The sequence below is a fragment of the Bradyrhizobium nanningense genome (assembly GCF_004114535.1).
GTDB lineage: Bacteria > Pseudomonadota > Alphaproteobacteria > Rhizobiales > Xanthobacteraceae > Bradyrhizobium > Bradyrhizobium nanningense.
The window spans coordinates 353,022-374,156 of the sequence record NZ_LBJC01000033.1 but is presented as its reverse complement, the minus strand read 5'-3'; the positions used below and the strand labels follow the sequence as shown (position 1 = coordinate 374,156).

Annotated in this window: 22 protein-coding genes; 7 read left to right on the top strand and 15 right to left on the bottom strand. The window is 64.8% G+C overall.

What is annotated here, in order from left to right:
* Nucleotides 1-13: 13 nt before the first annotated feature.
* Complete coding sequence (locus tag XH84_RS30615) at nt 14-493, bottom strand: carboxymuconolactone decarboxylase family protein (protein ID WP_128921923.1); 480 nt, start codon at nt 491-493, stop codon at nt 14-16.
* A gap of 54 nt (nt 494-547) precedes the next feature.
* Between XH84_RS30615 and XH84_RS30610 the strand changes: the two genes are divergently transcribed.
* The gene (locus tag XH84_RS30610; RefSeq protein ID WP_128921924.1) at nt 548-1,078 is read left to right on the top strand and encodes a MarR family winged helix-turn-helix transcriptional regulator; all 531 of its coding nucleotides are present in this window, start codon (nt 548-550) and stop codon (nt 1,076-1,078) included.
* A gap of 36 nt (nt 1,079-1,114) precedes the next feature.
* Here the strand turns inward: XH84_RS30610 and XH84_RS30605 are convergent, their stop codons facing one another.
* The gene (locus tag XH84_RS30605; protein ID WP_128921925.1) at nt 1,115-1,366 is read right to left on the bottom strand and encodes a hypothetical protein; all 252 of its coding nucleotides are present in this window, start codon (nt 1,364-1,366) and stop codon (nt 1,115-1,117) included.
* Between the two features lie 67 nt (nt 1,367-1,433).
* Nucleotides 1,434-1,694 (bottom strand): hypothetical protein, encoded by a 261-nt coding sequence (locus XH84_RS30600; protein ID WP_128921926.1) that lies wholly within the window; start codon nt 1,692-1,694, stop codon nt 1,434-1,436.
* 157 nt (nt 1,695-1,851) lie between these two features.
* Between XH84_RS30600 and XH84_RS30595 the strand changes: the two genes are divergently transcribed.
* On the top strand, nt 1,852-3,081 hold the full coding sequence (locus XH84_RS30595) for a lytic murein transglycosylase (RefSeq protein WP_128921927.1): 1,230 nt from the start codon (nt 1,852-1,854) through the stop codon (nt 3,079-3,081).
* Between the two features lie 118 nt (nt 3,082-3,199).
* On the opposite strand, the gene XH84_RS30590 is transcribed toward XH84_RS30595, so the two are convergent.
* The 3 genes from XH84_RS30590 to recJ form a co-directional block, all read right to left on the bottom strand.
* Complete coding sequence (locus XH84_RS30590; protein WP_164936578.1) at nt 3,200-3,997, bottom strand: aldolase; 798 nt, start codon at nt 3,995-3,997, stop codon at nt 3,200-3,202.
* A gap of 96 nt (nt 3,998-4,093) precedes the next feature.
* Nucleotides 4,094-4,903, bottom strand: a complete 810-nt coding sequence (locus tag XH84_RS30585; RefSeq protein WP_164936579.1) for an SDR family NAD(P)-dependent oxidoreductase — start codon at nt 4,901-4,903, stop codon at nt 4,094-4,096.
* Between the two features lie 108 nt (nt 4,904-5,011).
* Entirely contained in the window at nt 5,012-6,853 is a 1,842-nt protein-coding gene (gene recJ, locus XH84_RS30580) for a single-stranded-DNA-specific exonuclease RecJ (RefSeq protein ID WP_128921930.1), read from the bottom strand.
* Between the two features lie 277 nt (nt 6,854-7,130).
* Here recJ and XH84_RS30575 point away from each other — a divergent pair, with 277 nt between their 5' ends.
* The 3 genes from XH84_RS30575 (at nt 7,131) to XH84_RS30565 (ending at nt 10,099) form a co-directional block, all read left to right on the top strand.
* On the top strand, nt 7,131-8,207 hold the full coding sequence (locus XH84_RS30575) for a methyl-accepting chemotaxis protein (RefSeq protein ID WP_128921931.1): 1,077 nt from the start codon (nt 7,131-7,133) through the stop codon (nt 8,205-8,207).
* A gap of 229 nt (nt 8,208-8,436) precedes the next feature.
* Complete coding sequence (locus tag XH84_RS30570) at nt 8,437-8,874, top strand: hypothetical protein (protein ID WP_245471898.1); 438 nt, start codon at nt 8,437-8,439, stop codon at nt 8,872-8,874.
* Entirely contained in the window at nt 8,867-10,099 is a 1,233-nt protein-coding gene (locus tag XH84_RS30565) for an HlyD family secretion protein (RefSeq protein ID WP_128921932.1), read from the top strand. Before XH84_RS30570 ends, XH84_RS30565 begins: the two co-directional genes overlap by 8 nt.
* A 51-nt stretch (nt 10,100-10,150) precedes the next feature.
* Here XH84_RS30565 and XH84_RS30560 read toward each other — a convergent pair whose 3' ends face one another.
* The 7 genes from XH84_RS30560 to XH84_RS30530 all read right to left on the bottom strand — a co-directional run bounded on the left by XH84_RS30560 (nt 10,151) and on the right by XH84_RS30530 (nt 17,244).
* Nucleotides 10,151-10,639, bottom strand: a complete 489-nt coding sequence (locus tag XH84_RS30560) for a YkgB family protein (protein WP_128921933.1) — start codon at nt 10,637-10,639, stop codon at nt 10,151-10,153.
* 237 nt (nt 10,640-10,876) lie between these two features.
* A complete protein-coding gene (locus XH84_RS30555; protein WP_128921934.1) occupies nt 10,877-11,881 on the bottom strand; it encodes a 4-hydroxythreonine-4-phosphate dehydrogenase PdxA in 1,005 nt (334 codons plus the stop codon).
* Complete coding sequence (locus XH84_RS30550) at nt 11,878-13,416, bottom strand: tripartite tricarboxylate transporter permease (RefSeq protein ID WP_128921935.1); 1,539 nt, start codon at nt 13,414-13,416, stop codon at nt 11,878-11,880. The genes XH84_RS30555 and XH84_RS30550 overlap by 4 nt, the downstream gene beginning before the upstream one ends.
* Before the next feature lie 11 nt (nt 13,417-13,427).
* Entirely contained in the window at nt 13,428-13,910 is a 483-nt protein-coding gene (locus XH84_RS30545) for a tripartite tricarboxylate transporter TctB family protein (RefSeq protein WP_128921936.1), read from the bottom strand.
* Between the two features lie 224 nt (nt 13,911-14,134).
* On the bottom strand, nt 14,135-15,127 hold the full coding sequence (locus XH84_RS30540; protein WP_128921937.1) for a Bug family tripartite tricarboxylate transporter substrate binding protein: 993 nt from the start codon (nt 15,125-15,127) through the stop codon (nt 14,135-14,137).
* A gap of 59 nt (nt 15,128-15,186) precedes the next feature.
* Complete coding sequence (locus XH84_RS30535; RefSeq protein ID WP_128921938.1) at nt 15,187-16,440, bottom strand: CaiB/BaiF CoA transferase family protein; 1,254 nt, start codon at nt 16,438-16,440, stop codon at nt 15,187-15,189.
* A gap of 9 nt (nt 16,441-16,449) precedes the next feature.
* Nucleotides 16,450-17,244 carry an enoyl-CoA hydratase/isomerase family protein gene (locus XH84_RS30530; RefSeq protein ID WP_128921939.1) on the bottom strand — a complete coding sequence of 265 codons (795 nt, stop codon included), beginning with the start codon at nt 17,242-17,244 and terminating at the stop codon, nt 16,450-16,452.
* A 118-nt stretch (nt 17,245-17,362) separates the two neighbouring features.
* Here XH84_RS30530 and XH84_RS30525 point away from each other — a divergent pair, with 118 nt between their 5' ends.
* Both XH84_RS30525 and XH84_RS30520 read left to right on the top strand, forming a co-directional pair.
* Nucleotides 17,363-18,028: a GntR family transcriptional regulator gene (locus XH84_RS30525; protein ID WP_128921940.1), complete on the top strand. Its 666-nt coding sequence runs from the start codon at nt 17,363-17,365 to the stop codon at nt 18,026-18,028.
* A 225-nt stretch (nt 18,029-18,253) separates the two neighbouring features.
* Entirely contained in the window at nt 18,254-19,225 is a 972-nt protein-coding gene (locus XH84_RS30520) for an MBL fold metallo-hydrolase (RefSeq protein ID WP_128921941.1), read from the top strand.
* Nucleotides 19,226-19,277: 52 nt separating this feature from the next.
* On the opposite strand, the gene XH84_RS30515 is transcribed toward XH84_RS30520, so the two are convergent.
* On the bottom strand, nt 19,278-19,997 hold the full coding sequence (locus XH84_RS30515; protein WP_128921942.1) for a haloacid dehalogenase type II: 720 nt from the start codon (nt 19,995-19,997) through the stop codon (nt 19,278-19,280).
* A gap of 87 nt (nt 19,998-20,084) precedes the next feature.
* Nucleotides 20,085-21,086, bottom strand: a complete 1,002-nt coding sequence (glpX, locus tag XH84_RS30510) for a class II fructose-bisphosphatase (RefSeq protein ID WP_128921943.1) — start codon at nt 21,084-21,086, stop codon at nt 20,085-20,087.
* Nucleotides 21,087-21,135 lie beyond the last annotated feature (49 nt).

Below are 21,135 nucleotides of genomic sequence, written 5' to 3'. Positions count from 1 at the left end.
CCTCGCGTGCCGATCAGGATGCCGCAGCATTCGCGGCCACCGGCCGCGACGTCGGCGTCCAACGAAATGCAGCACCAAAACGGTTCCAGACGTTGATCGAGGCGACGGCCGAGGTCAGGTACATCAGCTCGGTCTGTGAGAACTCACGGGCGGCTTCGGCGTAAACCTCCTCGCTGACGCCATCGGGCAGCAAGGTCAGCGCCTCGGCCCAGGCCAGCGCGGCGCGCTCGCGCGCGGAGAAGATCGGCGCCTCGCGCCAGACGGCGACCAGATGAAGCTTGTCGACGGGAACGCCGATCCGTTCCGACAGCAGGACATGGTGCTGCACGCAGAAGGCACAGCCGTTGATCTGCGAGGCGCGCAGCTTGACGAGCTCGATCAGCTGCTTGTCGAGGCCGGCCTTGCCCGCAAGCTGACCGAGCGCCAGCACCAGATCATAGACGTCAGGCGCGACCTTCTTGAAATCCTCGTATTCGCTGCGGGCATGGGACATTGCGGTTCACCTGGTCTTATTGTAAGTGTGCTTATATCTTATAAGAGCTCTGATATGTCGCGCAAGGCCGCTGCCATCACAAGATCGAAAACTGCCCGCAAGGTGCCCGAACCTGCCGACGACGGCACAGTGCGTGTGCCCGCGCCCGGCGAAGGCAAGCGCGGCGAGCAAGGCTATCTCGGCTATCTGCTGCGCCAGGCCCACGCCGCGGTTCGGCTGACGATGGAGCGGACCCTCGCCGATCTCGGCGTGACCTCGCCGCAATTCGCGGTGTTGACGATGCTGAACGCCTATCCGGGCCTGTCGGGTGCCGACGTTGCCCGCCTCACCTTCCTGACGCCTCAGACCGTCGGCGTCATCATCCGTAATCTCGAACGTGACGGCGCGATTCTGATGACGCCCCATCCCGTTCACGGCCGTATCCAGCAATGGACGCTGACGCCGCGCGGCGCAGCGCTCTTGAAGGCATGCAGGGAACGGGTGATCGAATTGGAGAAGCGCCTTGCTCGGGGCCTGGACATGAAGACGGAGGCCGCAATCCGGCGCTGGCTCACCGGCATCGCGACCGAGCTACAAGAGGATTAGGCGCCCTTGTTCCCGCCTCTTGCGACCCGCAGGACTCTACCCGCCCTTCAGCGCATCCTTAACCTCGCCGTCGGGCCACGCTTCGCCTGCGGCGATCACCCGCACGCGGGTTCTATCGGCAGCATTAATCAGCACATGCGAACTTACCCGGTCGCGGCTCGGCTCCAGGTGCAGATCGGTTTCGGGCTTCCAGCTCAGCGTGGTCGCGAGATCGCCGGGAAAGATCTGCCAGCGAGATCCGTCATCGAGCTCGACGACATGACTTTCCGCATGGGCTTGTATCTTCATTCCACCCCGATTCGATTTGCCGATTGCGCAAAGGAAGGCCCCGGCATCGAGCCGGGGCCCCGTTCCGTCAGTCGTTGTCGTGATGAATCACGGTCTTTTCGCGATTGCCGAATTCATCTTCCTTCTTGATCACCGTGGTGCGATCAGAGGGCTCGCGCTCCTTGATAACGGTGGTGCGGTCGCGATCGCGATCTCGCTCGCGATACTCGTGGGATTGACCGACCGTCACGCCAGCGCCAACCGGACCGACGTGCACGCCGACTTCATCAGCGAATGCGGGAGCCGCGATGGCGGTAACCATGGTGGCGGCAAACAGAAATTTCCTCATATTCATCTCCTCATCTCGTGCGGAGGGAATGCGGGACTGCGACAGTTGTTCCGGCGAAACGGGCTATCGAGCCGACACCAAGTCGACACCAAGTCGTGGAACGGAGCCGTTCCAGGAACCGCCTCGCACGGGCCATGTTTCCGGCTAGAATGTGCCAATGAAACACGCTGATTCCTCGCCCCGTCAAACGCGCCGCGCGCTGCTGAAATCCACGCTGGGCGCGACCGCCCTGCTCGCGTTGCCCCAGGGCGTTCGCGCTGCGCCTCCGGGCTTTGACGAATGGCGCGAGAGCTTTCGCGCACGGGCGATGACCAAGGGGATCTCGGCCGCGACGTGGCAACGCGCAATGGCGCGGGTCGAGCCGGACATGAGCGTGTTCAAGCAAATGCGCAACCAGCCCGAATTCCACGAGCAGGTCTGGCAATACATCAATCGCCGCGTCTCCGATTGGCGCATCATCAACGGCAAGATCGCGCTGAAGAACAACGAGGCACTGCTCGCGCGCATCGAGCGCGATTTCGGCGTCGAACGCGGCACGCTGCTGGCGCTATGGGGCGTCGAGTCCGCCTATGGCGATCCCCTGGTGCAGCAGAACCACATGACGCCGGTGTTTCCCTCGCTCGCCGCGCTCGCCTGGAACGAGCCGCGCCGCAAGACCTATTGGGAAACCGAGCTGATCAACGCGCTGCGCATCGTCGACAGAGGCTGGAGCACGCCGGAGGAGATGAAGGGCTCCTGGGCCGGCGCGATGGGGCATTCGCAATGGATGCCGGAGGTCTGGCTCAATGTCGGCATCGACTATGATGGCGACGGCAAGGTGTCGCCGTTCGGCAAGCCCGACGACGCGCTGGGATCGACCGCGAAATATCTGGTCAATCGCGGCAAATGGCATCGCGGCGAACATTGGGGCTATGAGGTTCGCACGGCCGGCAATATGAGCGGCAGCCGCACCTATGCGGCCTGGCAGGCGGCCGGCGTCACCCGCGCCGACGGCCAGCCCTTCCCGCAGCCGAACGCATCCGCGCAGATGTGGACGCCGGTCGCGGGCGGACCGACGTTCTTGCTGGGGCCGAATTTCTACTCGGTGAAGAGCTACAACCCTTCCATGAACTATGCGCTGGCGATCTGCCATCTCGGCGACCGCTGCCTCGGCGCGCCGCCTTTCATTCAGCCCTTCCCCGGCTCCGAGCGCGCACTGACGCTCGCCGAGGTGCAGGAGATGCAAACGCGTCTGACGAAAGCCGGCTTCGACACCGGCGGCACCGACGGCCGCGTCGGCAACGACACCATGAAGGCGATCAAAGATTTTCAGCAGCGCGCCGGCATCACGCCGGCGGACGGCTATGGCGGGCTGAAGGTGCTGGCGAAGCTGCGACAGGGATCGTAAGCACCCCGTCATTCCGGGGCTCGCGGAGCGAGAACCCGGAATCCATTGGGCAGCAACCGACGCGGAAAAATGGATTCCGGGCTCGCGCCAAGCGGCGCGCCCCGGAATGACGCTGGGGTCAATGCCGGTACTGAGGCTCCTCCGCGTCCAGCTGCCGCCGGATCGCGGCGAGATGCAGCCGCGCGGATTCGGAATCGCCCTCGCGCATTTGCCGGTAAGTTTCGGCCGCGATGGCGGGATCGACCGGCAGCACTTTCCGTCCCGTCGACATCGCCAGCACCTGCACCTCGGCGGCGCGTTCAAGGTAGTAGAGGTCGTCCCAGGCCTCTGCGATGGTCGGGGCCAGCACCATCACGCCGTGATGTTTCATGAAAACGATGTCCGCGTCACCCACGGCCGAGGCGATCCGCGCGCCTTCGCGGTTGTCGAGCGCGAGGCCGTTGTAGTCGCGGTCCACTGCTGTCCGGCCATAGAATTTCAGCGCGGTCTGGCCGGCCCAAATCAGCGGCTCGCCCTCGGTCATGGACAAGGCCGTCGCATAAGGCATATGCGTGTGGAAGGCGACCTTGGCGCGCGGCAGCAACCGATGCATCTCGGCATGGATGTAGAACGCGGTCGCCTCGGGCACGCCCTCGCCATCGAGCACGTTGCCGTGGAAATCGCAAATCAGCAGCTTCGACGCGGTCAACTCGCGAAACGCGTAGCCATAGGGGTTGACGAGAAACAGATCGTCATGACCAGGCACTACGGACGAGAAGTGGTTGCAGATGCCTTCCTCAAAACCGTTGCGCGCGGCCATGCGGAAGCAGGCAGCCAGATCCTCGCGCGCGGTGCGGATTGCATCGGTGGCAAGGTCCGGCCGGTTCGAGCGGAATGGCGCTGGCGCGGGTGAGGAAGCGTGAAGGCTGTGCGCCATAGCGAAGGACACCTCTGTCGGTCGGGAGCTATTCGCGTTGTACAGGGGCCGGGCCTGCGCGTCAGCCCCTGCGCGTGCCACCCTGCCTTGCGCGGCTCAGGCCCGCCGCGGCACGCCGCCGGCGTTCATGCCGCCGTCGATCACGAGCTCGCTGCCGGTGACGTAGCGCGAGGCATCGGAGGCCAGATACAGCACGCCGGAGGCGATCTCCGCGGCCTGCCCGGCGCGGCCGAGCGGGGTTGCGACCTTGGCCCGCTCCTCCGGGTCGATCGGCGCGTTCTGGCCGGCGCCGGTCGCCCCCGTCGGAATCTTGCCCCAGATCGGCGTGTCGATGATGCCGGGATGAACCGAGTTGACGCGGATGCCGTCGCCGGCGGCAGCGCATTCCATCGCGATCGACTTGGCGAACAGCCGCACGCCGCCCTTGGTCGCCGAATAGGCCGACAGGCCGGGCGCGCCACGCAGGCCTGCCAGCGAGGACATCATGACGATCGAGCCGCCGCCATGCTTGCGCATCAGGGGGAGGCAATGCTTGACCGACAGAAAGACACCGTCGAGATTGATCGCGTTCTGCTTGCGCCAGTCAGCGAGCGTCATGTCAACGATCGAGGGCACGGCGATGCCGATGCCGGCATTGGAGACCATGATATCGAGCCGGCCGTAGCGCTTGGCGACCTCAGTGACGATCTCGATCCAGCGCTCCTCGCTGGTGACGTCCTGCTCCAGGAAGATCGCCTTGCCGCCGGCGTTTGTCACGCGCTTGGCGAGCTCGGGCCCGCGCAGTTCGTCGATGTCGGTGATGACGACGGTGGCGCCCTCGCGTGCGAACAGCTCGACGATGGCCTCGCCGATGCCCGAGGCGCCGCCCGTTACCAGCGCGACTTTACCCTCAACCTGCCCTGCCATGTTCACTCCCTTTTTTGTTGTTTGAGGCAGCTATCTTTTACGCATGATCTTTTCGGAAAACCGCTTCGCACTTTGCGCTAGCGCGGCCCTTCGGGTCCGGATCATGCGTCATCTAATCACGGATGGCCCCTGGTCCGGTAGCGCGACATCGACGACGCGGAATTGCACTCGCTCGACGCCCTGGTAACGATCGACCGAGAGCGAACCCGCGACATGCAATTGCTGGCCGCGATTGGCAAGCAGCGCATTACCGAGCTTCTGGCCGACCGAGCGGAACGCGATGCCGTTGACGATGGCGCCGTCGCCCGACTTGAACCGCAGCCTCAAGTGAGCCTGGCCGACTTCGTCGGCAAAGACGAGCTGGTGCGCCGGCAGCGCCAGCACGGGCTCCGGATTGCCGCTGCCGAAGGGACCCGCGCGGTTGAGCGTCGTCGCCAGCTCCGTCGTCACGGCGCGCGCGGAGACCGCGCCGTCGATATAGATTTCGTTGACGTGGCGTGCCTCGGCTACGTCCTGCGCCAGCGCGTTTTCGAGGTAGGCGCGAAACTCGGCGAGTTTCTCCTTCCGCAGCGTCACGCCCGCGGCCATCGCGTGCCCGCCGCCCTTGAGCAGGATGCCATCGGCGACCGCCTGCCGCACCGCCTTGCCGAGATCGACGCCGGCGATCGAGCGGCCCGAGCCGGTGCCGATGCCGCCAGGCTCCAGGGCTATGGCGAACGCGGGTCGCGAGAACTTCTCCTTCAGGCGGGAGGCAACAAGGCCAACCACGCCGGGGTGCCAGCCTTCGGAGGCCGTGACGATGACGCCGAGCTTGTCCTCCAGCCCGATCGAGGCCAGCGCCTCGGCTTCGGCCTGGGCTTCCGCCGCCTGCTCGATGACGCGGCGCTCGCTGTTGAGGCGGTCGAGCTCGGCGGCGATCCGCGCGGCCTCGACACTGTCGCCCTCCAGCAGCAGCTGCACGCCGAGATCCGCGCGGCCGATCCGGCCGCCGGCATTGATGCGCGGCCCCAGCATGAAGCCGAGATGCCAGGCCTCCGGCGGGCCATTGAGCCGCGCCACGTCCATCAACGCGGTATGGCCGACATGATCGCGGCGCCGCATCGCGATCAGGCCCTTGGCGACGAAGGCGCGGTTGAGGCCGATCAGCGGCGCCACATCCGCGACCGTGCCGAGCGCGACGTGATGCAGCATGCCGAGCAGATCCGGCTCGGGCAGCTCTGCGCTCCAGAAGCCGCGCTGGCGCAGCTCGCGATTGACCGCGACCAGCGTCACCAGCACGAGGCCGACCGCGGCGAGATGGCCAAGGCCGGAGAGATCATCGGGGCGGTTCGGATTGACCAGCGCATCGACCTCAGGGAGATCGAGGCCGCATTGGTGGTGGTCGATCACGACCACGGACATGCCGAGGCGCTTGGCCTCGGCGAGCGGCTCGATGCTGGTGGTGCCGCAATCGACGGTGACGAGCAGCGTGGCGCCCTTCGCCGCCAGCCCGCGCACGGCCTCGACGTTGGGGCCGTAGCCTTCGAAGATCCGGTCGGGAATGTGGATCAGCGGATCGAGCCCGCAATGGCGCAGGTGCCAGGCCAGCAGCGCCGCCGAGGTCGCACCGTCGACGTCGTAGTCGCCGAAGATCGCGACCTTCTCGCCCTTCACGGCGGCATCCGCGATCCGCTTGGCGGCGGCCTCCATCTGCGTCACCGTGAACGGATCCGGCAAGAGCTTGCGGATGGTCGGATCGAGGAAGTCGGTCACAGCGTCGATATCGACCCCGCGGCCGGCCAGCACCCGCGCCAGCAGCTCCGGAAGCTGGTGCTGCTGCACGATGGCAAGCGCCTTGGCCGCGCCGCGGGCATCCAGCCGATCGCGCCAGAGCTTGTCGGTGAGCGAGCGCGCCACACCCAGGAACGCCTGCGGCGCTTCGACAGGTAAGGCGGTGGCAGGCGGCGTCATGAGTCGCATTTGGTTTGAGGGCCCGCAGCCGACGAGATCGCGTTGGTCCGGCTTGCAGAACGATTGACCCGGAATTCCCAGGGATTTGCAATCTCCGCGCCGCACAAAGCGGTGGATTGCCGATTTGCTGCGCCGAGTGACTATCATTTGGGCAATCCGCGGAACAGCAAATTAAGCAGGCGTTAGGCGGAATCCTCGAAAAAGAATCATATTCGATCTGTAATTTTTAGTTCCGGGTTCATTGCAGATCAGACCTCATTGCCAAGGGAAATCCCCGATGTCTGCTGCGCTGGGTCTGAAAGCCAAGCCGATCGTCACCGAACCCGCTGACGATGATTCCGACATTTCCGCGCTGATCAACCGCCTGACCGCGGAGGTCAACCAGATCGCGGTCGACAAGACCAAGTCGATCCAGCAGATCACCAACCAGATGAAGATGCTGGCGCTGAACGCGCTGATCGAGAGCTCGCGCGCCGGCGCGCAAGGCGCGGGCTTTGCCGTGGTGGCGCAGGAGGTGCGCGGCGTCGGCCAGCAGGTCGAGACCATTGCACGCGAGCTCGAGACCCAGCTCACAAAGCGGACCGGCGACCTCGTCTCCTCGATCGAGCGCATGAGCCAGCGATCGCGCGGCGAGCGCATGACGGACTTGTCGCTGAACGCCATCGAGCTGATCGACCGCAACCTCTATGAACGCACCTGCGACGTGCGCTGGTGGGCGACCGATTCCGCCCTGGTCGATTGCGCGGCCTCGCCGAACGCCGCGGCGGTTTCCCATGCCTCGCAGCGCCTGGGCGTGATCCTCGGGGCCTACACCGTCTATCTCGACCTCTGGCTCTGCGACCTCGACGGCAACGTCATCGCCAACGGCCGGGCCGACCGCTTCCGCGTCGTCGGCCAAAACGTCGCCCACACCAAATGGTTTCGCGAGGCGCGCGGCTTGCGCTCCGGCGACGATTACGTCGCGGGTGACGTCGAGAACCAGCCGCTGCTCGGCAACGCTCAGGTGGCGACCTATTGCGCCAGCGTCCGCGCCGGCGGCCAGGCGAGCGGCGCCCCGATCGGCGTGCTCGCCATCCATTTCGACTGGGAGCCGCAGGCCCGCGCCATCGTCCAGGGCGTGCGAGTCGGCGACAGCGACAAGGCCCGCGTGCTGCTCGTCGATTCGAATTTGCGCGTGATCGCGGCGTCCGACGGCCAGGGCATCCTCAGCGAGCGCATCTCGCTCTCGCTGAACGGCCAGCGCTCCGGCTTCTATCACGACCGCAACGGTTCGCTGGTCGCCTTCCATGCGACGCCGGGCTACGAGACCTATCGCGGGCTCGGCTGGTACGGCATGATCATCTGCGGGGCTTGAGGTCGCAGGCCGACCTCAAAACTGCGAAAACAACCCCATGCACAGTAGCCAAGGGGTTGTTTTCTCTGGTTATTTTTTGCAACGCGCCAAGCCCGCAGAACAGCAGCAATCGACGCAACCGCAGGCTCGATCCAATCCTTGCTGCAGGTCCGGTGTTGGGGAACAATGCCCGACAATGTGCGAGCCTCAGTATGGGCTCTCAGGCTTCTTCTGGCCAAGGAGAACGAGCTTGAGCGAACAAATGCATCCGGCAGCGCCTCATCATCTGCCGTTCTTCGTACCTGGGCCTGACGGCTCGGACGGCCTGATGATCGTCATGGCGATCTTCCTCATCGCCGTCGTGTTGTGGGTGGGAACGCTCTATTGGAAGCTGCACAGCCTTCCGGAGCGCATGGCGCACAAATCGCAAAAGCTGCAATTCGAGATCGTCGCCGTGCTCGGCCTCATCTCGCTGTTCACGCACATGCACATCTTCTGGATCGCGGGCCTGCTGCTCGCGATGATCGACCTGCCGGACTTCTCCACGCCGCTGCGCTCCATGGCTGGCTCGGTAGAGCGGATCGCCGATGCAACACCGCAGACGCCGCAATCAGCATCCGAAGCCGAGCCGACCGGAAATTCCGGCACCAAGAATGCGTCGAACGAGGGAGTTCAAGGGCATGCTTGAACTTCTGCTCTGCTCGCTCGTGACAATCCTTCCGGACTACCTCTATCGCCGCTATCGGCAGAACAAGCGGTTCGGCAAGGAGATCACGCTCTTCTCGGTTTGGTACGAGCTGAGGTGGGGCATCACCGGCTGCCTGATGCTGACCGTCGCGCTGATCACCATGATCTTCTACTATCATCCCTCGACCAATTCGGCGGTGCTCTACTTCCGCACCGTGCCCATTCTGCCCGAAGTCGCCGGCCGCGTCGCGGAGGTCAACATCGATTACAGCGCGCCTGTGAAGAAGGGCGACGTCCTCTTCCGGCTGGACAATGCCAAGCAGCAGGCCGCGCTCGAGACGGCGAAACGAAAGGTCGCCGAGATCGACGCCTCGCTGATCAGCGCGCGGGCCGACGTGGTGAAGGCGGAAGCCCAGATCGGAGAAGTCAAGGCGGCCTGGCAGCAAGCGAAGGATGAGCTCGACACCAAGAGCGAATTGCAGCGGCGCAATCCCGGGATCGTGCCGCAGCGCGATATCGAAAAGCTCCAGGTCACCGTCGATCAGCGGCAGGCGGCCATCGATGCCGCCAGCGCCGCCCGGGAGGCTTCGGCTCTCCGGGTCTCAACACTTCTCCCGGCCGAGAAGGCGAGCGCCGAAGCCGCGATGGCAGAGGCGCAAGTGGACCTCGACAAGACCTCCATTCGGGCGGGCGTCGACGGACGAGTGGAGCAATTCCTTCTGCGCACCGGCGATGTCGTCAATCAGATTATGCGGCCGGCCGGTGTCTTGATCCCGGAAGGCGCGGGCCGGCGGGCGTTGCAGGCTGGCTTCGGCCAGATTGAAGCCCAGGTCATGCGACCCGGCATGCTTGCGGAAGCGACTTGCATCTCGAAGCCCTGGGTCATCATTCCGCTCGTCGTCACAGGCGTTCAGGACTACATCGCCGCCGGTCAATTTCGATCGGGCGAACAGCTCGTCGATCCGCAAAATCTGCGCCAGCCGGGCACAATCCTGGCGTTTCTGGAACCGCTGTATAAGGGCGGGCTCGAGGGCGTCACGCCAGGCTCGACCTGCATCGTCAACGCCTACACCAGCAACCACGACGCGATCGCGGACCCCAAGACCGGCGCGCTGAAGGGATTTGCCCTGCATGTCGTCGATGCCACGGGGCTCGTTCATGCCCTTCTGCTGCGCATTCAAGCGCTGCTGTTGCCGGTCAAGACACTGGTGCTCAGCGGACATTGATCCCTCGATTTCAGGGAATGTTCCGCTGCGCGCGAGGATAGCTCCCGACGGCTAAGCCACCGGGGTTTGCGCACCCTGGCGAGGCAGCGAGGCCAGGAACAGAACGACGCAGACGCAAAGCAGGACGATGTCCTTGAACAAGAACTCGCCTGCCAGATTCCACGCCATGGGATCGGTCGAAATGCTCCATTTGACCACGCCCGGCGTCGTAAAGAAGAACGACCACGTCACCGCAAAGGTGGCGATGCCCATGAGCGAGCCGAGCGCCGACAAAATCGGGCTGAAAGCACCGGCCGCAAGCAGTGCCGCAATCACAAACTCGACGACGCCGAGAACATAGGCCTCACCTCTGAGGCCAAAGAGCGACAGCCACGACACGAACGGAGAGTTGGTGATGAACTGGGCGATCCCCTGCGCCGACTGCAATGTGAATTTTTGCATGCCGAACGAGACGAAAATGACGACCATGACCCAGCGCAGGATGGCAAGCGGCCGGTAGGAGCCACTTCCCTTCTCGGCAACATTGAACGATACGCTCATGTGAGGCACTTCTTCCCTTGACGTTGATTGAACCAGCCCTCGCCATCGCTCTCTACGGACGGCTCACTCCGGCGTTACGGTCACCTGCCGAACCGCCGCTCACAAAGGCGTGCGTGCAGTGTGAACAGTGCCGGACAGCGGCACGCGGGAGGAAGCTGTGCAGATCCTTAGGGATCGCAGCTCGGCCCCGACAAAGAGCTGACGACGCCGATCGCGAAGTAGCGGACCGGCGTGCAATCAACCGGCGCGGCGCGCCGCCATCTCCGCGGCGAGCAGCAGCGCGGCGCGGCTGGCGCCGATCGAGGCGATGCCCTGCCCTGCGATGTCGTAGGCGGTCCCGTGCGCCGGTGTGCAGATCGGGAATGGAAAGCCGCCGAGCAAGGTGACTCCGCGATCGAAGCCCATCAGCTTCATCGCGATCTGGCCCTGGTCGTGATACATCGTCAGCACCGCATCGAAGGCGCCGGCCTTGGCGCGCAGGAATACCGTGTCGGCCGGAAACGGCCCTTCGGCGGCAATGCCCTCGCGCTGGCCGGCTCCGACCACGGGCGCGATAACGTCGATCTCCTCGCGGCCGAAATTGCCGCCGTCGCCGGCATGTGGATTGAGACCGGCGACCGCAATGCGCGGCCGCGCGAAGCCGGCCTTGCGCATGCAGGCATCGGTCAGCTCGAGCGCACGATGGATGCGCTCGCTGGACAGCTTTGCAGCGACGTCCTTCAATGGGATATGGGAGGTCACGCGTGCATTCCAGAGCCTGTCCAGGACGTTGAACTCGCTGGCAGGCGTTGTGAGGCCGACCACCTCCGCGGAGAATGCGATCTCGTCGTCGTACTCGGCGCGCGCAAGCCGCATCGCCTGCTTGTTGAAGGGGGTGAAGCAGACCGCGTCGACGCGGCCGTCGCGACCAAGTTCGAGCGCGTGCTTGTAATTGGTCAGCGCGAATTTTCCGCCGGCGAGAGTCGCGGTCCTCGGCTCGACCTCCCGGGGATCGAGATGGCCGAGGTCGACAAACAGCGCCTCGCCCTCTGCCGCGCGGAGGTCGGCGCCCTGCTCCACCGTCGTCAGCACGGGCTTGAGGCCGGCAATGCGCGCACCCTCGTCGAAGATGCGGCGGTCACCGATGACGACGAGCCGGCTTTGGGCGCGAATGTCGTCCTGTGCTGCCAGCTTTGCCGTCAGCTCGGGGCTGATGCCGGCGGGATCTCCCATGGCCAGCGCAATCAGCGGCTTTGCGGTCATATGATCACTTTCTCCTGGCTTGTCGCGCCGGCGGCGGGGGATGCGGGTTTGCGCCAGAAGCGCGCGAGCTGCAGCACAAGCGGTAGCAGCAGAAGCGCGATGCCGGCCACGATCAGGCATGTCACCAGCTTGTTGGCGAAGAAGATGCCGAGGGATCCCTTGGACATCAGCATCGACTGCCGGAACGCGTCCTCGGCCTTGTCGCCGATGACGATGGCGAGCACGAGCGGCGCCAGCGGATAGAACAGCTTCTTGAAGAGATAGCCGATGACGCCGAAGCCGAGCATCATGACCACGTCGAGATAGGAGTTCGAGACGGAATAGGCGCCGACGACGCAGATGATCACGATCAGCGGCGCGATCACCACGAAGGGAATCCGCATCAAGGCGGCGAACACCGGAACGGTGAGCAGCACCAGCGCGACGGCGACGATGTTGCCGACATACATCGAGGCGATCAGGCCCCAGACGAAATCCTTGCTATCGACGAACAGCATCGGTCCGGGATTGAGGCCCCAGATCATCAGCCCGCCCATCATCACCGCCGCCGTCGCCGAGCCGGGAATGCCGAGCGAGAGCATCGGCAAGAGCGCGCTGGTGCCGGCGGCATGATCGGCGGTCTCCGGCGAGATGATGCCTTCGACCTCTCCTGTGCCAAAATATCGGCCGCGGCGCGAGAAGCGGCGGGCGATGCCGTAGCTCATGAACGACGCCGCGGTCGGGCCGCCCGGCGTGATCCCCATCCAACAGCCGATCGCGGCACTGCGCAGCAGTGCCACACCATGCCGCGGCAGGCGGCCGACCGCGCGGAACACCTCGCGCCAATCGATCTTGGAGGACACGGCGCGGGCGTGAAACTCCTCCTCGACCGCGACCAGGAGCTCGCCGATGCCGAACAGGCCCATCACCGCGACGACGAAGCTGACGCCCTTGACGAGCTCATCGATGCCCATGGTGAGCCGGACGCTGCCGGAGACGGTGTCGATGCCGATCGCGGCGATGGCAAAGCCGATCGCGAGCGCCACGACCGTCTTGATCGGCGCTGCACCGCCCATGCCGACAAAGCTCGCAAAGGCCAGGAAATAGACCGCAAAATATTCCGCCGGGCCGAAAGCGAGCGCGACCTGCGCCACCCAGGACGCGAGGAACGTGATCAGGATGACACCAACCAGGGCGCCGAACGCCGCCGAACCGAAGGCCGTCGCGAGCGCCGTGGTCGGCCGGCCGTCGCGCGCCATCGGATAGCCGTCGAAGGTGGTCGCGACCGACGAGGGCTCTCCCGGAATATTGAACAGGATCGAGGTCACGGAGCCGCCGAACAGCGCGCCCCAATACATGCTGGAGAGCAGGATGATCGCCGACACCGGCTGCATGCCGAAGGTCAGCGGCAACAGCAGCGACACGCCGTTCGGCGCGCCCAGCCCCGGCAACACGCCAACGAGAATGCCGAGCAGCACGCCGACGGCCATCAGGGCCAGATGCGGCGCGGTGACCGCGATGGTGAAGCCGTGCAGGAGCTCTGCGAGATTATCCATCGGATTCTCCGTCAGAGCCCGAACGCGGCGGCGAGCGCGCCGTGCGGCAGGCTGACCTGGAACATGCGCTCAAACACGACATAGAGCGCGAGCGCCGTTGCCCCCGCCATGGCCAGCGCATGGGGCACGGATTGGTGCCGGGGGATCGCCAGCACGGCGAAGACATAGAATGCGGAGGCGACGTACATCCCGACCAGCGGAATCGCAGCAACGAAGATCGCGGCCGGCACGAACAGGCCGGCAAGACGGCGCAGTTCGACCTGTGTGATCGCGATCGGAACATTGGCCAGGGACGCCACCGGCAGCACGCCCCGCACCAGATTGTAGAGGCTTCCGAGCACGATGATGATGCCGGTCAGGAACGGAAACGTCCCGGCGTCGACGCCCGCGCTCGACCAGCCGATGCCGTTGTCGAGGCTGGAGACGACGACGGCCACACCGAAGCCGCCGGTGAGAACGGCGGTGGCGAGTTCGAGGGCGCGGCGTGAGATCATGGGAGGCTCCGCTCAGGCTACGGACCGTGACCAGTTATGACGCAAGCACTTTCCCAGCGCTCGGGGTCGTCCCTGCTAACGCAGGGACCCATAACCCCAGGGTGGAGTTTGATGAGGACTGGTAGCCAAGTCTGTATCACCACCCAACGCTCCTCGTTAGATCACGCGGTATGGGTCCCTGCGTTCGCAGGGGCGACAGTGGAGATTGTGGCACGATAGTCGCCTCACTTGACCAGCCAGCCCTGCTCGCCCGCGACCTGCTTGACGTGTTCGAGGTCCTCCTTGATGAACTTGTCGAACTCGGCGCCGGTCAGGAACGTGTCGACCTGGGAGGTCTTCTCGATGTAATCCTTCCACTCGGGCGTCGCCTGCACCTTCTTCATCAGGTCGACGTAGAACGCGGCCTGGTCCGGCGTCACCTTTCCGGGCAGCCAGACGGTGCGCGGCTGCTCATATTGCTTGATATCGAGGCCTTGCTCGACACAGGTCGGAACGTCGCCCCAGCCTTCGGCCGCGGTGACCTTCGGCCCCTGCGGCAACCGCTTCGGGCTGAACACGCAGAGCGGACGCTGCGTGCCGCCGCGCCATTGCCCGAGGCTTTCGCTGGGATTGTTGACGTGGGAGTCGAGATGTCCGCCGGCAAGCTGCACGGCGGTCTCGGCGCCGCTCTTGAAGGGGATGTAGGTCAGCTTGACCTTGCCGGCCTTCTCGATCATGCGCGTCAAGACCTCGTCGGTGTCCTTTGACTGCGCGCCGCCCATCTTGAATTCGCCCGATGCGGCCGCCTTCAGATAATCCCCCGCATTCTTGTAGGGCGCGTCCTGCTTGACCCAGAGCAGGAACTCGTCTTGCGCCATCGCCGCGATCGGGGTGAGATCGGTGTAGTTGAAGGCGACTTTGGAGACGAGCGGCTGCTGCCAGGCGTTCGAGGTGCCGAAGATCACCTTGTAGGGATCGCCGGCCGACGCCTTGCCGTAGACGTAGCCTTCGGCGCCGCTGCCGCCGCCCTTGTTGACGACGACGATCGGCTGGTCCGTCAGTTTGTGCTTGGTGATGATGTTCTGCACCGCGCGAGCGAGATTGTCGGTCCCACCGCCCGGCCCGGCGGTCGCCACGAACTCGATCGGCTTTTGCGGTTGCCAGGCACTGAGCGCCGGCACCGTGCCGGCGAGCACGATCGCGGCTGCGGAGAGCAGAGATGTTGACGTCCGACCCATGATTTCCTCCAGCTGATTTTTTGTCTTTTGTATTTTGGTCTTGTCGTATCGACGTCCGGTCAGGCGACGCGTTCCTCGCGTCTTGCCGAGCCCAGGACGATTGCGCCTTCTTTTGCGAGCGCTTCGATCTGCTTCTGGTCGAACCCGTGCTCGGCCAGCACCTCGCGCGTGTGCTCGCCATAGACGGGAGCGCCTGATCGCACCTTGCCCGGGGTCTCCGAGAACTTGACCGGAAGGCCGATCGTCTTCACCGGACCGAGCGTGGAATGCTCGACCTCGACGACCATCTCGCGGGCCAACGTCTGCGGGTCACTGAGGGCTTCCAGCATGTCGTGCACGGGGCCGCACGGCACGCCCTTCTCGTCCAGCGCCGCGAGCCAATGCGCCCGCGATTTGGTGCGGAAGCGCTCGCTCAAGACCGCTTCGAGCTCCCTAAGATTCGCCATGCGGTCGGCCCCGCTAACGAAGCGCGGATCGGCGGCGAGCTCACTCGCGCCGAGCGCTTCCAGCATCAACAGCCAGTGCTTCTTGTTGGCGCCGCCGACCACGAGCCAGCCGTCCGAGGCTTCGAAGGCCTGATACGGCGCGTTGAGCGGATGGGCCGAGCCCATCGCGCGCGGCGCGGTGCCCGCGGCGAGTGCGATGGTGGACTGCCAATAGGTCTGCACCAGCGCGGCCTCGTAGAGCGAGGTCTCGACCCACTGCCCCTCGCCGGTCTTGAGACGGTGCGTGTAGGCCGCGAGGATGCCCATGCTCGCGAGCAGGCCGGCGGTGATGTCCGACAGTGGTGGGCCGCATTTGACGGGCGGCCCGTCGGGACGTTCACCGGTAAAGCTCATGATGCCGCTCATGGCCTGCGCGACGAGATCGAAACCACGACGGTGCTTGTAGGGACCGGTGCGGCCAAAGCCCGACAGCGAGCAGTAGATCAGCGAGGGATAGTGCTTGTGCAGCTCTTCGTAACCGAAGCCGAGACGCTCCATCGCGCCCGGCGCAAAATTCTCGACCAGCACGTCGGCGTCCGCGATCAGGCGCCGCAGCACCTCTTTGCCACCCTCGGTCTTGAGGTCCAGCACGATGCCGCGCTTGTTGCGGTTCATCATCAGGAAGGAGGCCGCCTCATCGCCGATCTTTGGCGGCACCGAATGGCGGGTGTCGTCGCCGTTCGGCGATTTCTCGATCTTGATGACGTCGGCGCCCATGTCGGCGAGCATCAGGGTGCAGGTCGGCCCAGCCATGACATGGGTGAGATCGACGACCTTGAGGCCGGCGAGCGGGCCCGAACGGGGAGAGGTGGATTGCGAGCTTTGCATCAGGGCGTCCTATTGGCCGCGCCATTGCGGCGCGCGCTTGTTGAGGAAAGCATCGAGCCCTTCGCGAAAATCCTGGCTCGTGTAGCACATCAGGATGAGGTCCTCGCCCTCGTCCCGCGTCAGCCGCATTTGCAGACGCGCCACCGCCTGCTTGGTCGCGTTCAGCGTCAGCGGCGCGTGGCTGGCGACGAGCCGGGCGACCTCGTCGGCCCGCTTGTCCAGCGCGGCAAGATCCTCGACCACCTCGCCGAGCAGCCCGACGCTCGCGGCCTCCGCGGCATCGACCAGACGCGCGGTGAAGATCAGGTCCTTGACGCGCGCGGCGCCAATGAGGGCGGTCAGACGACTGACATTGGACATCGACAAGCAATTGCCGAGCGTCCGCGCGATCGGGAAGCCGATCTTCGCGCTTGCAGTGCCGATGCGCAGGTCGCAAGCCGCGGCAATCCCCGCCCCGCCGCCCGTGCAGAATCCGTTGATCGCCGCGATGGTCGGCACGCGGCACTGCTCCAGCGTGGTCAGAACCCGATCGATGCGGTTCTCGTAGTCGATCGCGTCCTGCGGTGTCCTGAACTCGCGGAACTGGTTGATGTCGGTGCCCGAGGCGAACGCCTTGTCGCCGGCCCCGCGCAGCACCAGCACCTTGATCGACCGGTCGCTATTGGCCGCCTCGCAGATCGCGGCGAGCCGCTCATACATGGCGAAGGTGAAGGCGTTGCGGGCCTGCGGGCGGTTGAAGGTGATCCGCCCGATGCCGTCGTTGCATTCAAAAACGAGGTCGTCCGCCTCCGCAGCCAGGTCCATTTCCTCAGTTCCTCTTGTTTTTTACATTTTTGAATGCAAAAATTGCGATTAGCAAGCAGGAACTTCGAGGTTTCGGGAAATTCCTACAATTTTGCATTCAAATTGGAGCGCTGGTCCCATGCTTCACGAGGATGTCGTCGGCCGCATCCGTACGATCCTGCTCGACGGCGAGATCCCGCCGGGCGCCCGGATTCCCGAGCGCGAGCTGTGTGAGCGGCTCGGGATCTCGCGCACGCCGCTGCGTGAGGCGCTCAAGGTGCTCGCCGCCGAAGGCCTCGTGCAGCTCTTGCCGCATCGCGGCTCGCGCGCAGCAAAACTGACCGACAAGGACATGCGCGACCTGTTCGAAGTCTGCCAGGGCCTGGAGGCCCTCGCCGGCGAACTCGCCTGCGAGCGCATCACGGACGCCGAGATCGACGAGATCGCCGCCGCGCATGCAGCCATGGTGCAGCATTATCGTGACGGCGATCTGATCCAGTACTACCGCGGCAATCGCGCCATTCACGAAGCCATCGTGAACGCTGCCGGAAACCCTGTGCTCGCGGGGCTTTACACGTCGGTGACAGCACGCATCCGGCGGGCGCGCTACGTCACACCCATGACGCCGCAGCGCTGGGCGCTCGCCGTGAAGGAGCATGAGGCGATTCTGAACGCGCTGCAGAGGCGCGACGGCACCGGCCTCTCCCACATCCTGCGCGCGCATCTTCGCCACAAGCGCGAGGAGGTGTTGCAGGCAGGCTTTGCCGAGACGGAAGGGAACGATCTCACGCTGAGAATTGCGTAAGGCGCAATTCATGTTGTCCTGGACAGCGGACAGCGTGTCCACACGTGGCCTTCCCGCTCGGCAGCTCGTTCTAGCTCCGCGTGAATCCGCGCACTAATTCTACTTGCTAGCTTGTCGCGGCGGGCGCAGCATACTTGTCTGCCGACTTGCGGCCCGCGAAGCCGATCAGGCCGGCCCTAACGCGCGAACAATCGCGCAAATAGAAGACAAAAGCGGAGGAAATGCATGACAATCGATGTCTCACGTCGATCCTTACTTGCACTCGGAGCAGGCCTTGGTGCCAGCGCGATGCTCGGCAGCAGCGCGTTGGCGCGGGCGCCCAAGCTTGGCACCCAGACGCCATACTGGCACCGCTTTGTTCTCGGCGATGCCGAGGTGACCGTCGTGTCCGATGGACCGCTGCCGCTCGGCGATCCCTCCGGGACCTTCACCGGCGTTCCCAAGGAAGAGGTCAAGAAGATGCTGGCCGACAATTTCCTGTCGCCGGACAACGTCGTGCTCGAACAGAACTCGCCGATCGTGAACACCGGCGACAAGCTGATCCTGTTCGATACCGGCATGGGCTCGTCGAAGATGTTCGGCGCCAGCACCGGCCGGCAGCAGAGGAGCATGATGGAGGCCGGCATCAAGCCTGAGGACATCGATGCCGTGGTCTGCTCGCATGCCCATATCGACCACATCGGCGGCATAGTGGATGCCAACGACAAGCCGCTGTTCCCGAACGCCCAGATCTACATCTCCCAGACCGATTTCGACTTCTGGACCGACGAGGGCAAGCTCGGTAGCCCGGCCAAGGACTTCGTCATTCACGCCCGCAAGAACCTGCTGCCGGTTCGCGAGCGGATCAAGTTCTTCAAGGACGGTGAGGAATTCCTGCCCGGCGTGCAGGCGATCTCGGCGCCCGGCCACACTGTCGGCCACACCATCTTCATGGTGTCGTCGGCGGGGAAATCCTTCGCCTTCCTCGGCGATCTCTCGCACCATTCGGTGCTGCTGCTGGAGCGGCCGCGGATGGAGTTCTCCTACGACACCGATCCGAAGCAGGCGGCGGAGTCGCGGGTGAAACTGCTGACGATGCTTGCGGCGAACAAGACCCCCGTGATGTCGTATCACTTCGCCTGGCCGGGCTACGGCCATGTCGCCAAGGTCGGTGAGGGATTCCACTATTATGCGGAACCGATGAAGATGACGCTGTAGCTCGTCACACCAGGTCCGGGCGACGCATGGGCTGCCCGGACCAAGGACACCGCTAGCACCAGAGCTTGTCGGCAATCCCGCCAAAATCCTTGGCGACGATGTCCCAATGGCCGGTGGCCTCGAAGTCGACCTTCTGCAGCGGACCGTACTCCGTCGGCCGGGCAACGAACGCGGTCTTCAGTCCGTTCTTCTGCGCGGCCGCCAGATCGCCGTTGTGGGCGGCGACCATCATCACCTCTTCCGGCTTGAGACAGAGCAGGCGTGCGGCGCCGAGATAGGTTTCGGGATCGGGCTTGTAGTGCTCGAACAGCTCGGCCGACATGATGAGATCCCACGGCAGGCCGGCGAACTTCGCCATGTTGGTGAGTAGCGCGACGTTGCCGTTGGAGAGTGGCGAGATCACGAATTTCGACTTGAGCCGCGTCAGGCCGGAGACGCTGTCCGGCCAGGGATTGAGGCGGTGCCAGCCCTTGGTGAGATAATCGAGATCGGCTTCGGTCAGCCCTTTGATGTCGAATTTCTCGACCAGCTTCTCCAGCGAGCGGCGGTGCAGATCATCGAGCATGACGTAGCCGCGCTCGGGATGTTGGCGCACGTCGTCCATCGAGGCCATGTACATGCCGCGCCAGCCGTCGACCAAGGCGGTCCAGTCGGCGCTGATGCCGCGCTGCTTGCTCCACCACATGAAGTCGGTGATGAGGCTGGTGCGCCAGTCCACGACCGTGCCGAACACGTCGAAAACGAGGGCTTTGACGGCGGAGAGATCCGACATGTGCGCTTCCCTGAATGTTGCTTGTTCTTGATCATTCCGGGATGCGCTGCGAAGCGCAGGCCCGGAATGAGGGTCGCGTGTCGTGACTTAGTCCAGATGAAACTTCGCCAGCTCGCGATGCTCGGCCTTGATGTAGCGCACGGTGCCGGTGACGGAGCGCATCACGACGGTCTCGGTCTCGATCACGCCGTCCTTGCGGAATTTGACCCCTGAGAGCAGCGAGCCCGTGGTGACGCCGGTGGCGGCGAACAGGCAGTCGCCGCGCGCCATGTCCTCGATCCCGTAGATCATCTTGGGATCGTTGACGCCCATCTTGGCGGCACGCTCGCGCTTTTCGTCGGAATCGAGGATCAGGCGGCACTGCATCTGGCCGCCGATGCAACGCAGCGCTACGGCGGCCAGCACGCCTTCCGGCGCGCCGCCCGTGCCCAGATACATGTCGACGCCGGTGTTATCAGGGTCGGCGCAGTGGATCACGCCGGCGACGTCGCCGTCGGTGATCAGGCGCACGGCGGCGCCGGTCGAACGCACGCTCGAGATGATGTCGGCATGGCGCGGACGGTCGAGCACGAGAACGGTGATGCCCTCCGGCTTGACGCCCTTGGCTTTGGCGAGGCGGCGGACGTTGTCGGCCGGGCTCGCATCGAGATCGACGACGCCCTTGTCGTAGCCGGGGCCGATCGCGAGCTTCTGCATGTAGACGTCGGGGGCGTGCAGCAGCGTGCCGCCATCGGCCATCGCCATGGTGGCGATCGAGCCCGGCATGTTCTTGGCGCACAGCGTGGTGCCTTCGAGCGGATCGACGGCGATGTCGACCTCGGGGCCAGCCTTGAGACCGACCTGCTCGCCGATATAAAGCATCGGCGCCTCGTCGCGCTCACCTTCCCCGATCACGACGGTGCCCTGGATCGGCAGCTTGTTGAGCTCACGCCGCATGGCATCGACGGCGGCCTGGTCAGCCGCCTTCTCGTTGCCGTGCCCGCGCAGCCGCGCCGACGACACCGCCGCCCGCTCCGTCACCCGCACGATCTCCAGCGTCAGGATGCGCTCAAGCAACGCCTGCGGCGGGACTGAAATATGGGTCGACATCGGCTAACTCCTTCGAAACGGTTTGGGACGGAAATCTCCGTCCACATCA